The organism is Mycobacterium sp. IDUB_36, assembly GCF_055419225.1.
Genome location: NZ_JBVAXH010000001.1, coordinates 2,309,119 through 2,322,803 on the forward strand (window position 1 = coordinate 2,309,119; position 13,685 = coordinate 2,322,803).

The window sequence follows — 13,685 nt, forward strand, 5'->3', positions numbered from 1 at the left end:
TTTGCGGAACTGAAACCGTCGCGAGACCATCGGCAGAAAAGAGCGCTTGTTGCCGGCCAGGCGTTTTCCATACCGTCACCGGGGGTATCAACCAGCGAGTCTGTCGCTGCGTGACCAGCGAGTCTGTCGCTGCGTGAAGTGTGCGCCTCGAAACCCCCGCCGGTCGCGTCGTCGTCAGAGATCGCTTACGACCAGCACCGGAACGAAAGAAATACGTGGCCCACTACTTGTTGGCGGCCGGCAGCATCCCCGGCCACCTGACCCCGCTTCTCGAACTCGGCGGCGATCTCGTGCGGCGTGGTCACGAGGTGACCTTCCTCGCCGACGCGGAGTACCGGGACGCGGTCTGTCGACGACGAATGCGGCATCATCCCCTGCCCCCGACGGCCGCGCCGCGACCACAACGTCCGACACTCGCCGTGCCGGGGTTGGTGCAGCGGTTCCTGAACGGGCGCCAAGACATGTCGTCGGTGTTCATCGCACCGATGGCAGCACAGTGGGACGCCTTGCGGCGACTGCTGGACGACCACTGTGTCGATGCGCTGCTGTGTGACATCGCCTTCACCGGAGTGCTCCCGCTGTTGTTGTCGCCGCAGCCGCGGCCACGCGTCGTCGTGTGTAGCGTCAGTCCGTTGATGCTGTCGAGTTCGGATACGCCGCCTTTCGGAATGGGTTGGCAACCAAAGCCTTTCATCGACTACCGCAGGATGAACCAGGTCGTGGGCGACGTCTTGTTCCGCGGCATTCGGTCGCAGCTCGACGACGCACTGCGATCGGTGGGCGCGCCGCGGATGCCGGTGTTCCTGACGGATTGGCCGCTGCTGGCCGACCAGGTGGTGCAGCTGTCCATTCCGGGTCTGGAGTACCCGCGCCGTGATCTCCCGGCGAAGGTGAGCTTCGCTGGTCCGGTAGTCCCGCAGAGCCTGCCTCCTCGTCCGGCGGATCAGCAGCGGGTAGGCGCAAGAACGGTCGTTCATGTCACCCAGGGCACCTGGGACAACAGCGACCTCACCGAGCTCGTCATCCCGACCGTGCGGGCGCTGCGTTCCCGCGACAACACCATCGTCATTGCCACAACGGGCCGGCGCGGTCGGGTGACATTGCCGATCACGTTGCCCCGCAACGCGTTTGTCACCGACTATGTGCCCTACCAGGCTCTGCTGCCGATTGTCGACGTCATGGTCACCAATGGTGGCTTCGGCGGCGTGCAGCACGCTTTGTCCCACGGAATACCCCTGGTCGTCGCCGGCAAGACGTCGGACAAGCCGGAGGTCGCCGCCCGGGTCGCCCACGCGGGCGCGGGCATCGACCTGCGCACATCACGCCCCAGCCGCCGCGATCTCACCGACGCGATCGACCGAGTGCTGACTCGAGCCCGCTACCGCGACGCGGCGCAGCGATTGGGCCGGGAGATGCAGTGTTACAACGCATTCGACCACGTCGCTGACGCACTGGCGAAGCATCCCGCCAGCACCGGTGAGCACGTCAGCTAGTACTGCTCGCCAGCGGCGGTGCATCGGCGTCGGGGGAACCCATCAACCACGGCAACGCCAGCGCGAACGCGGCGGCGGCGAACGGCCAGGTATGACGCCCGGGCACCGCGGTCACCGAACATCTGATGCCATGCGCGGCGCCCACCTCGCACAATCGGTTCGCCGCATCAGTGTCGGAGTGAGCCGAATCCGGCACGATGAAGAGTCCGTCGGTAGCGACATAGCGGCCGTGGCGGGCCATTGCCGAGGCAGGGTCGAAGCGCAGCCACGCCTTTCGATCACCTCCGAAGAGACGCTGAATCGTCTGCGCCTGGGTCCCCACGTTCGGGCGCTCGTCGCCACCGATGTCGACGAAGGTGCCGAAGGTTTCGGGATGCATGGCCGCCAGGTCGACTGCGCAGGTGCCGCCAGAGGAGAACCCGGCTACCGACCAATAGGCAGGTCCCGCGCCGACACCGAACCGGCTGACGATGTCGGGCACCACATCCTTGGTCAGATGGTCGGCGGCCTTGCCGCGAATACCGTTGACACACTCCGTGTCGTTGGCGAATGTGCCGTTGGCGTCGACGAACACCAAGACCGGGGCATTCCCGTCGTGCGCACTGGCGTAGCGGTCGGCCGTGGCCACCGCCTGACCCGCGCGCACCCAGTCGACTGTGGTGCTGAACTCCCCGCCGATCATCATGACTGTCGACGTCGAACCAGCTGTATTACTGCGGAACCACGCCGGAGGCAGGTAAACCCACTCCGTGCGATGACGGAAGCCCGACGCCCGGTCACCGGTGTCCACAGCGACCAGTTGCCCATCATGTGGCACGTCGCCGCGCGATCGCATGGCCGCCGCGGTACTCCAGTCACGCTGATTCGGAAGGGGACGCCCCGTCAACTGATCCCAGGCGACCGCCACATTCGGCAGATAGCCGATCCAGCCGTTGACGACCAGGCCCGTGCTCAGCAGGCTCAGCGACGACGCCAGCACCGCGCCGTGGCGCCACCACCCGCCGCCGGCCCGCCATCCCGATACTCCGATGGTCACAGCGAAGGCGGTCGCAAAAGTCCACGCCCACAGCGACCACGGCGCCACCTCGCCGGAGATGCCCGAGTTCTGCAACATCCAGCGCCCGGCTACCACGGCTGCCACGCCGACCACCATTGCCGAGCCGACATGAATTGGGTTGAGCGCCGGGCGCCGTCGTGCCAGGACGTACCCCGAAGCCGCCGCGGCGATGATCTCCACGGCGAGGGGTGCCCAACCGTGCATCAGCGAAGGGCCGCCGCCAGACGCGATCATCAGGGACGCGCCGCCGCTGCGGCCGGATTCAGCGCGCGCTCGACCATCCGGTGGGCATGCCCCACCACGACGCCGGGGAAACCGGTGGGGCGGATCAGTGCTCGTTCAGGTGCGGGTATTCCTCGTCCGGCAGTGTGACGATTCGTTGCTGCTCGGCCCAGTCGGTCACGTCCGTTTCCACTGCCGGGGACAGCTCGTCGGTCAGCGATGCGTATTCGATCATGGTTCACCTTCCGCTGCGGATGGAGCGTTCGCTTGTCAACAGTGAAGCTGCGCCTCGAAACAGGCGCGGGCGTGACGGCGGGCCGCCCACCGTGAGAAGTATTGCCCGGGTTGGGATTTGGTGCGATGGTGGGCCGGCCCAGCCGTCACGATGATCCGTCATCACCTCCTTTGCTCGGAAACGCCAGACGTGCGGTTCGGGCGGCCGATCAGGCGCTGACCGGATCCTTCACGGAGCCGGAGTTGGGTGCCGCTGCGGCGTTCTTGGTGATCTCGGTCGCGTCGTCGACGATCGCGGACGATCGGCTCACTGAGATCCGGCGGGGCTTGGCCCTCTCGGCCACCGGAATCACCAACCGCAGTACCCCGTCGTGGTAGTCCGCGGTGATCCGGGCGGTATCGAGGATGTCGCCGAGCACGAACTGGCGAAGGAACTGGCCACGGGGCCGTTCAGCGGCCAGCATCTCTCGCGACGGCGCCGCTGCCCGCTCGGCACGCACAGTCACGACATTGTGTTCGACATCGAGTTGCAGAGAATCCCCGTTGACGCCGGGCAGGTCGAGCTCGACGATGAACTCGTCGCCGTCGCGCCAGGCGTCCATAGGCGCCCCGATGGGCCGCGCAGCGGTCCCCAAGGGCTGAAGAATGAAACGGTCGAGCTCGCGGAACGGATCAGTGCGCATCAGCATGGTGGCCACCTCCAGTTGTCCTTTCTCTTCGCCATCTATGCCAACCCAACTGGTTTATCTATGCCAGTTGGTACAGGTTTTATTTATCACCCACCAGGTATCTGATGCAAGACCCCACCACGAAAAAATTTCGGCTCGGCGCCGGCTCTGTGTCAGGCGTGCTGGTCTGGTGCGCTCAGCAGGGTTGTCAGCGCGCGGGCGGAGGCGCTGCCGGGTTCGGCGTGCAGGAGAATCATGTGCTGGCCGCCGGAGTGGGGTAGGCCGAGCCGGTTGCGGCGAAGCTCGATGTCACCGATGTGTGGGTGGCGCATACGGACGGTACCGAAGCGGTAGCCGACCTCAGCGTTGTTCCACAATCCGCGGAAAATCGAACTGGCGGTGCTGAGTTCGTCGACCAGTGCGTGCAATCTGCGGTCATTGAGGTCGGTGACGGCCACTTCGCGCAGCCCGCGAACCAGATTCGCGACGGCCGGTTCCCAGTCCAGATAGAGCTCGCGGGCCGACGGGTTGAGAAGCCGCCAGCGCAAGACATTCTCACCGATCGCGAATTCTGGTGAGAGCGCCCGCGCGTAGGGATTTGCCGCCAGCACGTCCTGGCGGCGGTTGAGAATGACTGCGGGCAAAGGAAACTGATCGATCACCTGGTCGAGTCCGTCGATGACGTTCTGGGCTCCCGAGGACTGTGCGTGAGCACCCTCGGACAAATGTGCCAGCCGCCGCAGATAGGCGGTGGACTCGACGTCGAGCCGAAGCGCCTGCGCCAGCGCATCGATGACAGACGCGGACGGATGCCTCACCCGGTCCTGCTCCAGTCGCAAATAATATGGCGCGCTGATGCCGGCCAGCGTGGCGACTTCCTCGCGGCGCAGCCCGGTCACGCGTCGCCGAGACCCCGGCGCGAGCCCCACGTCCTCCGGCTGTACCTGAGCGCGGCGCGCGGCCAGGTAGCGGCCCAGCGTATCCGCGTTGCCCACCATGGCGTGATCTTAAAGGTGACCCTGCCGGTACCACCCTCGACAGGGATCGGCTGGCGTGCCCGCCGGCTCGCAGCGATCGGTATTCCTGTCTATAGGCGCAGCGAAACCGTTGCGCACGTGAGGAAGTACCGCATGTTCGATATGAGTGAGCATCTCAACCGTTTCGTCGACGCTCAATCGCCGGTCTCGCTGATGACCGTGCTTGCCGACCTCATGCGGGCGGCGTGGACAGAGACTGACGGCGGGATATGGCATTGAGATTGCTCGTGGTCGGCGCCGGCGCGACCGGCGGCTATATCGGCGCGACATTAATCGCCGCGGGCCGTGACGTCACATTCTTGGTTCGCCAAGCTCGCCAGGATCAACTGGAGCGTGACGGGCTGATAGTCCGCAGAGCAGACGGCGACACGGTGTCTACTCCGGTGCGCGCGCTGACCCGATCCCAACTACGGCAACAGTTCGACGCTGTCATCATTGCGGTTCGGGCCGGTGCGGTCGAGCAGGCCATCGGCGACGTGGCTGCCGCGGTGGGTGAGTCGACGTTCATCGTTCCCGTCGTCAACGGGATGGCTCACCTCGAGGTGTTGTCGAACCGTTTCGGTGCGCCGCGGGTCGTCGGGGCGGCCGCCCGGTTGGTGGTGTCGTTGCGCGACGGCGTGATCGAGGAGACCCAGCCCGGCACCAGCGTGCAGATCGGATCCCTGGGCGAAAGACTCGACGACGACCTCGACGTGCTCACCCGGGAACTGACGGTCGACGGACTGACTGCCACCATCACCGACGACATCGTGGACGCGATGTGGTCGAAATTCGCGTTCATCACCGCGACGGCGGCCTTGACGTGTCTGACACGTCATGCAATCGGTCCGGTCGCGCGGAATGCCGGCGGAATCCGCTTGGCTCGAACGATTTTGGCTGAGGTCGGTGCCGTGGCCGCGGCGGACGGCCATCCGCTGAGCTCCCCCGTCCAACAGCAGCTGCTGGGTACTCTCACCGACCCGGCCTCGACGTTTGCACCGTCGATGTTCCGCGACCTCATGGCCGGCCTGCCGACGGAAAGCGCAGTGCTCGAGGAACTTACTCAACGCGCGCATCGCCACGATGTCAGCGTGCCGCTTCTGGAAGCAGCGCAGCTCGTCGTCACTCTTCACAACCAGACAGCGTCCAACTGACGCGAAAGGAGTTGTCCACCATGCCCATCAACCGTCGCAAGGTTCTCGGCGGAGCCGGTTTGGCCGGTGCGGCGGCCGCCACCGGTGTGGGCGTCGACCGGCTGGTCGCCGGGCGCAGCCCCCAGGACGACGTGTCGACAGCCGAGGATGCCGCCCGTTTCGGAAACCCCCGCATCCCTGCCGAGACGATCACATCGCAGACGCATCTGTTCCGCCTCGGCGCTTCACCGGTGACCCGACTCGACGGTGGCTGGTTCCAGCAAGCCGAGGAGCAAAGTTTCCCGATCCTGACAGGGCAGGCCGCGAGCATTCTGGTACTGACCTTGCAGCCGGGCGGGATTCGCGAGCCGCACTGGCATCCCAGCGCGTGGGAGATCAATATCGTTACCCAAGGTGTCGCCGCGTGGAGCCTGGTCGACGGCAACGGCAACCATGAAAGCTTCGATCAGCACGCCGGAGACGTGGTCTTTGCCCCTCAAGGGTCGTTCCACTACTTCGAGAACCGCGGCACCGGTGACATGAGAATCGTCATTATTCAAAACACCAGCGCCGCCGAACCCAAAGACAACATCGGCATCGGCGAATCCCTGAGCAAGCTGCCACCCCGGGTGCTGTCGGCTCTATTCGGTGTTCCCGCCGGCACATTCACGTCATTCAAAAAGTACGACGACGCGATCATCGTCCTGCGCAAGCACTGAAAGAGAATTCATGACTGACGACGTGACACGCTTCGGTGATCCTCGCGTTCCCGCAGAGACCATCACCTCGAGATCACACCTGTTCCGCCTCGCGGCGATGCCACCGACCAGGTATGACGGGGGTTCGCAGCAACAGGCACACGAGGACAATTTCCCGATCCTGCAAGGTCAACAAGCCAGCATCCAACTGATCACACTGCAGCCCAATGCTATTCGCGAGCCCCACTGGCACCCCAGCGCGTGGGAACTCAACCTGATCCTCAAAGGCACCGCGAGTTGGGTGTTGATCGACGGCAACGGCAACCATGAAAGCTTCGACGCCCACGTCGACGATTTGGTGTTCGCTCCGCAAGGCTCACTGCATTACTTCGAGAACCTCGGCGCCGACGACCTCGAGGTCCTGATCGTGCAGAACGCCAGCGCCTCCGAAGACGACGACAACATCGGCATCGGCGAGTCGGTCACACAGACACCACCCGACGTGCTGGCAGCCGTCTTCGGGGTCCCCGCAGCCACATTCGGCAGCTTCAAGAAATACGACAACGCCGTCACCATCCTGCGGCCCCACTGACACTGTTGCCGACGCAACCTCGCCCAGAACGGAATCCGGAATGGCCGCCATCCCACACCACTGCTCGGATGAGGACGGTCACGACGCCCACACTCAGTCCGGCGACCTCCCTGTCGTCACCGCGATCCGCGCACGCGCGGTGCTGGTCCCCCTGCATCCCCCACTGCGGACCGCCAGCGGATCGTCCGACACCGCTCCCCTTGTGCTGATTGATCTGTACACCGGCAGCGATGCGACCGGCCGCGCCTACCTGTTCGCCTATCGGAACGACATCCTGCCCGCACTGACCGCCGTGGTGCGCAGCATCGCCGCACACGTCGTCGGACAACCGTTGGCGCCGCGATCGATCGCGCTGACGCTGCGCCGTGAGTTTCGTCTGATCGGCACGCCGGGTCTGATCGATATGGCGCTGGCGGGCGTCGACATGGCGCTGTGGGATGCACTCGCCCGCCACGCCCGGCTGCCACTGGTCCGTCTGCTGGGCGGCGAGATCGTACCGGTCACGGCCTACGCCAGTTTCGGGATGGACAGCGCCAACCTCACCGCGGACCGCGCTGACGAGGCTGTCGCCGCCGGCTTTCAGGCCATCAAGATCAAGATCGGCTACGACACCCTCGCGCAGGATCTGGCGGTGATCAACGCCGTCCGTGATCGGGTAGGTCCCGACATCGCTCTCATGGTCGACTACAACCAGTCACTGACTCTGCCCGAGGCGCTGCGACGCTGCCGGGCCCTCGACGACGAGGCCCTGGCCTGGATCGAAGAACCTGTCGTCTCCCATGACTTCGCGGGACACGCACGGATTGCTGCGGCAATCCAGACGCCGCTGCAACTCGGCGAAAACAATTGGGGGTCAACCGATACCAGCGCGATGCTGACCAATGATGCCACGGACTTGGCGATGCTGGACCTGATGAAGACCGGAGGCATCACCGGGTGGATCGCCGCTGCGGCACTCTGCGACACCGCCCGCGTGCCGCTGTCGTCGCACATGTATCACGAGATCAGCGCCCACCTGATGCCGCTGGCAGCGCTACCGCATTACCTCGAGTACATTCGGCTCGCCGAACCCGTTCTCGCGCAACCATTGCGCCCCCACAATGGTTGCCTGACACCCACGTCCGAACCGGGCAACAGCATCTCCTGGAGCGAGGACGCGGTGGCGCGGTACCTGCTCACCGCGTAAGCGTCTGCTGAGCTCTAGTCGCTCTTGGGCGGTTCGGTCGCACCCTCATCGAGCGGCGAATCGGCGGCCCCGGGGTCCTCGGGGTACTCCTCCGGGCTGTAACTTCCGACTCGATCGGATTGCTCTGCTGCTTGCTGCGTTTGCTTCGCCGCGTCGCCCGAATCGCCGCCGGGGTTATCCGCTGTGTCCTGTGCAGACATCGTTGCCTCTCTGATTCACGCCGCAAGCGTGTGCGACCTGCAGTGGCTACCCGTTCGCAGCCATTGACAACCCTGCGACGAGTCGCTGACGTCTACGGGCGATTACATTGCGGCACAGCGCGACTGCCCGTACGGCCGTGGGCTACCGGGTGATCAGGATGACCCCCGCCACCAGTACCAGCGCACCGATGATGCGCGACGGCGTGATCGGGTGCGGTGTGACGCCGAGCCAGCCGAAGTGGTCGATCACCAACGAGGTCACGAGGTTGGCGCTGACGGTCAGCGCGGCGTAAGCACCAGCGCCGATCGCGCCGATGAACAGCAAGCCGCACACCACCGCCAGCGACCCGACGATGCCGCCGAGCGGGGCCCACCATGGCATGCCGGCGATGCCGGCGACGGTTGGGAGCGGTCGCACGAACACCGCGGCGATGACGAGAAAAACCGGCAGGATGAGCCCGAACGACACCAGGGTTGCCAGCCACGGGTTCACCAGCGATACCCGAAGGGTGTTGTTCATCGGACCGCCGATGGCCTGCAGCGCACCTCCCGCGGCGATCAGGGGGAACAGCCACAGTGTGCTGGTGGGCGTCATCGTCAAGCTCCTTCGTTCGGGTGGTACTCGGCAATTCGTCACGAATTGGCATTCGGGCGGTATCACGGTCCGATCAGCTGAAACGACGCCCACAACGCGGCGACGGCGGTGAACAGCGCGGCGGGTGTGGCCAGCGCGCCCACTGCGGTGAATTCACCGAAGGATGTCTTCTGGCCGTGCTGGTGTAAGACCCGCCGCCACAACATGGTCGCCAGCGAACCGGTGTAAGTGAGATTGGGTCCGACGTTGACGCCGATCAAGACGGCGAGCACTACGGCAGGCCCGGCGCCGGCGGCGATCGGGATCAGCATCAGCACCGCCGGCAGGTTGTTGACGACGTTGGCGGCAACCGCTGACACCACGGCTATTCCCAACAATCCCGCCAACCCGCCCCAGTGCGGCAGCCATACGTGCAGGTGCGCTCCGAGTCCGTTGTCGATCAGAGCCCGGACCACCACTGCCAAGGCGAGCACGAACACCAGGAACGGCAGTTCGACGGCACGTGCGATCGTCGCGAAGCTCACCCTCTTCGACAGCAACGACCGCACCGCCAGGAATCCGGCGCCGGCCGCGGCGGACCACGCGGGGCTGATCCCAAAAGCCTGGGCGACAATGAATCCCACCAACGTGGCGGCAACCGTGACGATTGCCGCCCACGGCGGGGCGGGCGTCGGTTCCTCCGACTGGGCAACGTCGCTCGTGGTGAGGTCGGCGGCGAAGAAGCACCGCAACACCACGAATTCGGCTGCGATGGCGCCCAGCCACGGCAATCCCATCAGTGCCGCGAACCGCACAAAGCTCAACCCGCTGGCCTTGAAGGCCAGCAAGTTGGTCAGATTCGACACCGGCAGCAACAGCGACGCGCTGTTGGAGAGGTGGGCGCACGCATACAGGTGCGGCCGGGCGTTGACTCGCAGCCGTGACGCGGTGGCGACCACCACGGGGGTCAGCAACATCACGGTCGCGTCGAGGCTGAAGACCACGGTCACGATCGAGGCGACGACGAACACCGCGACCAGCAGCCGCCGCGATGTCCCGCCGGAGGCATGCGCCATCCATGCCCCGCACCAATCGAAAAGCCCTTCGGCGCCGCACAACTGGGACAGCACCAGCACAGCGGCCAGGAAAGCCACCACCGGTGCGAGCTCGGACACTTCGCTGCGCGCATCGGCAAGCGAAACCGCCCCGACGCCCACCACGATGGCGGCGGCGGGTACCGCGAAGACGGCCTCGGACCACCCGAACGGGCGTATCACCGCGGCCGCCAGCACTACCAGTAACAGCAGAGCAGAAAGCGACTCCGCCACCGCCGCACTCACCCGTCCAGCTCCTCCCCACGCCCGCAGGCGATGATGACCAACCCCGACACGCGACAAGGTGCGGCAACGACGACCGTAATGCCTGTGCCGGCGCAGCGCCCTGTCAGCTCGCCGAAGAGGGCTGTCCCGCCGCCGATTACAGCCGGCGGCAAAACCAGCGGCATGGACAGCACTCCTTCGGCTACTCGCGGTCGAGGCCTCAGGCCGGGGGCGGGGCGGGTGCGCCGGGTCCCGCCGGCGGCAGAGGTTGCGCGCCGCCCGGCGGCGGTGGTGGCGGGCCCCACCCGGGTGCTGGAGGTGCACCAAGACCGGCCGGCGGCGGTGCCAAGCCCGGAGGCGGCGGCGGACCCCAACCCGGCTGCGGCGGGCCCCAGGCGGGAGGTGGCGGCGGCGGGCCCCAGGCGGGTGGACCCGGCGGCGGACCCCAGGCGGGCGGCGCACCAAGAGGTGGAAGTTCATGGCCCGGCGGGCCGTGCAGTGGGGGTGGACCTGCCCAGGCGCGCGGCGGGAAGGCAACGGCGCCGGGCACGGGAGGCGCGTCGACGGCCGACAGCGCGGGAGTGGGCGGGTCGCCCGCGGTGAACAGCGCCGCCGTCACACCGACGCCCAGAACCAGTCCCGCCAGGCCTGCGCTGATCGGCACCAGCACGGGCCGTCGTCGCGACGCCTCGCCGAGGCCGGCCAATGGGCGCCGGCGCGGACTTTCGGTGTGGTCCGGGCTTGACTCGCGCTGGTCTGCCTCCGTCGATGCCAGCTCCCGGTCTGGAGGACTCTGGTCAGCTCCGGTGTCGTCGTCGCCGGCTTGGTCGATCCCGTTGTCTTCGGTTGTCATCGCAGGTTTCCCATTCACTCGGTGGTCGATACCACGGAAGCTAGGCAGCGAAGTTGAGGTGAATCTGAAGAAGGCGCTCGACGCGACAGATCTTCAGGCCCATTTCAGGATCGGGGCGCTAACAATGGACCATGCTCGATCGCTCCCGCGCCACGCCACCCAGCCGCCGCTCCGCCGGGGCGGCAGCTGGGACATTCAGTGCCGGCGTGCCGCGCGTCCTGGTGGTCGAGGACTCTGAAACCATTCGCGAGATGGTCGCCGAAGCTCTGACCGACGTCGGCTATCACACCGACGCCCGCCCCGACGGCCACGGACTCGAGACGGTCCTGGACGGCGTGCGCCCGGACCTGGTGGTGCTTGACGTAATGCTGCCCGGGCGTGACGGTTTCGCGTTGATAGACGTCATCCGCGGGTGGGGCGACGCCGGGATAGTGCTGATCACCGCTCGCGACGGTCTGCCCGACCGGCTGCGCGGCCTCGACGGGGGCGCCGACGACTACGTGGTCAAACCTTTCGAATTGGCCGAACTCGTGTCCCGGGTCGGCGCGGTGCTGCGCAGGCGCGGCCGCCTGCCGCAGGTCATCCAGGTCGACGACCTCACCCTGGACGTAGCCGCCGGTGTCGCCGCCCGCAGCGGCCACCCGCTGGACCTGACCGCCACCGAATTGCGGCTGCTGGCCTTCCTGGTGGAGCAGCGCGGCCGGATCGTCAGCGCCGCACAGATTCTCACCGCGGTCTGGGGCTATGACGCCTACGACACCAACCTTGCTCAGGTGCACATCAGCAGTCTGCGCCGCAAACTCGAAGCCCACGGACCGCGCATCCTGCAGACGGTTCGGGGTATCGGTTACCGCCTGCAACCACCTCGGTCATGACGGCGCCGGTACCGGCTCAGCCCATGACCGCGACCCCGTCGCTGCAGCGTCGGGTGACCCTGATCGTGGTCGGTTTGCTGATGGTCCTGATGGTGGGTCTCGGCGTCGCCATCGACGTGAGCCTGGCATCGCAAGCCCGCAGAAACCTCAACGACAGGCTGGTCGCCGCCACCTCCCGAGCCGACGCTCTGGTGGCCGCCCACACCGCACCCAGCCAGATCGCCGCCGAGCTCAACGGTGGCAGCATTCGGGCTCTGCTGATCACTGAGCAGGGAGCGACCTATGGCGACCCGGCGATCAGATCGGACACCACAGCGGGGCCGGCGACGCCTCTGCTGCCACCTCCCCCGCCGCCACCGCCTCCCGCGGGACCGCCGTGGTGGCACCGACCACCGTGGCCACCACGCCCCGTTCCGCCCGAAGCACCCCTGCCACCGCCGTTTGGCGAGCCGCCGCCTCCTCCCCCGCCCGGCGGGCCACCGCCTCCGCCGCCTGATTCGACTGCCACGGCCGTCGTGCACCCGCTGCCGGGCGGGGCTCGGCTGATCCTGGTCGCCGACACCACCCAGACCACGCAGGTGACCCGCCAGCTGCGCCAGTTGATGATTGTGGCCGGCCTGATCACCCTGGCGGTGGCAGCGGTTCTGCTGGTGGCTGCGAGCCGGGTGGCGTTACGTCCGCTCGAGCGACTCACCGCACTGGCCAGAGACATCACCACCGGAGATCGCGGTCGGCGACTGTATCCGGACCGCGACGGCACCGAACTCGGCCGCGCCGCAAGTGCTTTCGACGGGATGCTCGACGTACTGGAGGACTCCGAAAGACGCGCCCGGGACGCTGCGGAAAGCGCACAGCGGGCTGAGACCGCGACTCGGCGTTTTCTGGTCGACGCCGCTCACGAATTACGAACTCCGATAGCAGGGATTCAGGTCGCCGCAGAACAACTCGCCAGCAATGTCAGCGACGACGACACCGACACCGCGGGGCGCCGCCAGCACCGCCGCGCGACGCTGCTGATCTCCGATGCCCGCCGGGCGGCGCGGCTCGTCGCCGACATGTTGGATCTGAGCCGCATCGATGCCGGGTTGCCGCTCGACGTCCAGAACACCGACCTCGCAACAATCGTCGACGCCGAGGCCGATCGTGCCGCCATGCTGGCGCCGCAGCTGACCGTTACCCGAACTGGACTGACCGAGTTCGGGATTCGGGCCGACGCCACCCGCGTGGCACAGATCTTGTCCAACCTGCTCGACAACGCTCGCCGGCATACGCCGCACGGCGGACGCATCACCATCGATCTGGCGCGTCAACAGTCAAGTGCTACCGGCGATCTGGCCGTGGTGACAGTCACCGATACCGGTCCCGGCGTTCCCATGGATGAACGCGAACGCGTCTTCGAGCGCCTGGTGCGGCTGGACACCGCCCGTGCTCGCGACTACGGCGGAGCCGGCTTGGGTCTGCCCATCGCACGAGCGCTGGCCCGTGCCCACGGCGGTGACCTGCTCTGCCTACCGCAGGACAGCGGAGCTCAGTTCCAGCTCACCCTGCCGGCTGCGAATGGATGA

At 66.6% G+C, this 13,685-nt stretch carries 15 protein-coding genes; 8 read left to right on the plus strand and 7 right to left on the minus strand.

Annotated elements, in window-relative coordinates:
• Window positions 1-215: 215 nt before the first annotated feature.
• Window positions 216-1,493 carry a nucleotide disphospho-sugar-binding domain-containing protein gene (locus ACZYW1_RS11345; RefSeq protein ID WP_463785796.1) on the plus strand — a complete coding sequence of 426 codons (1,278 nt, stop codon included), beginning with the start codon at window positions 216-218 and terminating at the stop codon, window positions 1,491-1,493.
• Here the strand turns inward: ACZYW1_RS11345 and ACZYW1_RS11350 are convergent.
• The 4 genes from ACZYW1_RS11350 to ACZYW1_RS11365 form a co-directional block, all read right to left on the minus strand.
• On the minus strand, window positions 1,486-2,784 hold the full coding sequence (locus tag ACZYW1_RS11350; RefSeq protein ID WP_463785797.1) for an alpha/beta hydrolase: 1,299 nt from the start codon (window positions 2,782-2,784) through the stop codon (window positions 1,486-1,488). The two genes, ACZYW1_RS11345 and ACZYW1_RS11350, sit on opposite strands and share 8 nt — an antisense overlap.
• 94 nt (window positions 2,785-2,878) lie before the next feature.
• On the minus strand, window positions 2,879-3,007 hold the full coding sequence (locus ACZYW1_RS11355) for a hypothetical protein (protein ID WP_463785799.1): 129 nt from the start codon (window positions 3,005-3,007) through the stop codon (window positions 2,879-2,881).
• Between the two features lie 208 nt (window positions 3,008-3,215).
• A complete protein-coding gene (locus tag ACZYW1_RS11360) occupies window positions 3,216-3,695 on the minus strand; it encodes an Hsp20/alpha crystallin family protein (protein WP_463785800.1) in 480 nt (159 codons plus the stop codon).
• A 152-nt stretch (window positions 3,696-3,847) separates the two neighbouring features.
• Complete coding sequence (locus tag ACZYW1_RS11365; RefSeq protein ID WP_463785802.1) at window positions 3,848-4,672, minus strand: helix-turn-helix domain-containing protein; 825 nt, start codon at window positions 4,670-4,672, stop codon at window positions 3,848-3,850.
• Window positions 4,673-4,687: 15 nt separating this feature from the next.
• Here ACZYW1_RS11365 and ACZYW1_RS11370 point away from each other — a divergent pair, with 15 nt between their 5' ends.
• The 5 genes from ACZYW1_RS11370 to ACZYW1_RS11390 are packed head-to-tail and all read left to right on the plus strand — an operon-like array spanning window position 4,688 to window position 8,299.
• The gene (locus ACZYW1_RS11370) at window positions 4,688-4,930 is read left to right on the plus strand and encodes a hypothetical protein (RefSeq protein ID WP_463785803.1); all 243 of its coding nucleotides are present in this window, start codon (window positions 4,688-4,690) and stop codon (window positions 4,928-4,930) included.
• Window positions 4,921-5,844 carry a ketopantoate reductase family protein gene (locus ACZYW1_RS11375; RefSeq protein WP_463785804.1) on the plus strand — a complete coding sequence of 308 codons (924 nt, stop codon included), beginning with the start codon at window positions 4,921-4,923 and terminating at the stop codon, window positions 5,842-5,844. The genes ACZYW1_RS11370 and ACZYW1_RS11375 overlap by 10 nt, the downstream gene beginning before the upstream one ends.
• Window positions 5,845-5,864: 20 nt before the next feature.
• A complete protein-coding gene (locus ACZYW1_RS11380; protein WP_463785806.1) occupies window positions 5,865-6,542 on the plus strand; it encodes a cupin domain-containing protein in 678 nt (225 codons plus the stop codon).
• A 10-nt stretch (window positions 6,543-6,552) separates the two neighbouring features.
• Window positions 6,553-7,113: a cupin domain-containing protein gene (locus ACZYW1_RS11385; protein ID WP_463785808.1), complete on the plus strand. Its 561-nt coding sequence runs from the start codon at window positions 6,553-6,555 to the stop codon at window positions 7,111-7,113.
• Window positions 7,114-7,153: 40 nt separating this feature from the next.
• Window positions 7,154-8,299 (plus strand): enolase C-terminal domain-like protein, encoded by a 1,146-nt coding sequence (locus ACZYW1_RS11390; RefSeq protein WP_463785810.1) that lies wholly within the window; start codon window positions 7,154-7,156, stop codon window positions 8,297-8,299.
• A 342-nt stretch (window positions 8,300-8,641) separates the two neighbouring features.
• On the opposite strand, the gene ACZYW1_RS11395 is transcribed toward ACZYW1_RS11390, so the two are convergent.
• From ACZYW1_RS11395 to ACZYW1_RS11405, 3 genes are all read right to left on the minus strand, one after another.
• Window positions 8,642-9,094, minus strand: coding sequence for a DMT family transporter (locus tag ACZYW1_RS11395; protein ID WP_463785812.1), 453 nt, complete (start codon window positions 9,092-9,094; stop codon window positions 8,642-8,644).
• A gap of 62 nt (window positions 9,095-9,156) precedes the next feature.
• Entirely contained in the window at window positions 9,157-10,413 is a 1,257-nt protein-coding gene (locus tag ACZYW1_RS11400; RefSeq protein WP_463785814.1) for an SLC13 family permease, read from the minus strand.
• 199 nt (window positions 10,414-10,612) lie between these two features.
• Window positions 10,613-11,245 carry a hypothetical protein gene (locus tag ACZYW1_RS11405; RefSeq protein WP_463785816.1) on the minus strand — a complete coding sequence of 211 codons (633 nt, stop codon included), beginning with the start codon at window positions 11,243-11,245 and terminating at the stop codon, window positions 10,613-10,615.
• Window positions 11,246-11,376: 131 nt separating this feature from the next.
• Between ACZYW1_RS11405 and ACZYW1_RS11410 the strand changes: the two genes are divergently transcribed.
• Together ACZYW1_RS11410 and ACZYW1_RS11415 are read left to right on the plus strand one after the other, a co-directional pair.
• Window positions 11,377-12,120 (plus strand): response regulator transcription factor, encoded by a 744-nt coding sequence (locus ACZYW1_RS11410; RefSeq protein ID WP_463785817.1) that lies wholly within the window; start codon window positions 11,377-11,379, stop codon window positions 12,118-12,120.
• A gap of 23 nt (window positions 12,121-12,143) precedes the next feature.
• Window positions 12,144-13,685, plus strand: a complete 1,542-nt coding sequence (locus ACZYW1_RS11415) for a sensor histidine kinase (protein ID WP_463785819.1) — start codon at window positions 12,144-12,146, stop codon at window positions 13,683-13,685.

Coding starts and splice junctions, on each gene's coding strand:
- ACZYW1_RS11350 (WP_463785797.1), bottom strand. CDS start 2,784: ATGATCGCGTCTGGCGGCGGCCCTTCGCTGATGCACGGTTGGGCACCC.
- ACZYW1_RS11355 (WP_463785799.1), bottom strand. CDS start 3,007: ATGATCGAATACGCATCGCTGACCGACGAGCTGTCCCCGGCAGTGGAA.
- ACZYW1_RS11360 (WP_463785800.1), bottom strand. CDS start 3,695: ATGCTGATGCGCACTGATCCGTTCCGCGAGCTCGACCGTTTCATTCTT.
- ACZYW1_RS11365 (WP_463785802.1), bottom strand. CDS start 4,672: ATGGTGGGCAACGCGGATACGCTGGGCCGCTACCTGGCCGCGCGCCGC.
- ACZYW1_RS11375 (WP_463785804.1), top strand. CDS start 4,921: ATGGCATTGAGATTGCTCGTGGTCGGCGCCGGCGCGACCGGCGGCTAT.
- ACZYW1_RS11380 (WP_463785806.1), top strand. CDS start 5,865: ATGCCCATCAACCGTCGCAAGGTTCTCGGCGGAGCCGGTTTGGCCGGT.
- ACZYW1_RS11385 (WP_463785808.1), top strand. CDS start 6,553: ATGACTGACGACGTGACACGCTTCGGTGATCCTCGCGTTCCCGCAGAG.
- ACZYW1_RS11390 (WP_463785810.1), top strand. CDS start 7,154: ATGGCCGCCATCCCACACCACTGCTCGGATGAGGACGGTCACGACGCC.
- ACZYW1_RS11395 (WP_463785812.1), bottom strand. CDS start 9,094: ATGACGCCCACCAGCACACTGTGGCTGTTCCCCCTGATCGCCGCGGGA.
- ACZYW1_RS11405 (WP_463785816.1), bottom strand. CDS start 11,245: ATGACAACCGAAGACAACGGGATCGACCAAGCCGGCGACGACGACACC.
- ACZYW1_RS11410 (WP_463785817.1), top strand. CDS start 11,377: ATGCTCGATCGCTCCCGCGCCACGCCACCCAGCCGCCGCTCCGCCGGG.
- ACZYW1_RS11415 (WP_463785819.1), top strand. CDS start 12,144: ATGACCGCGACCCCGTCGCTGCAGCGTCGGGTGACCCTGATCGTGGTC.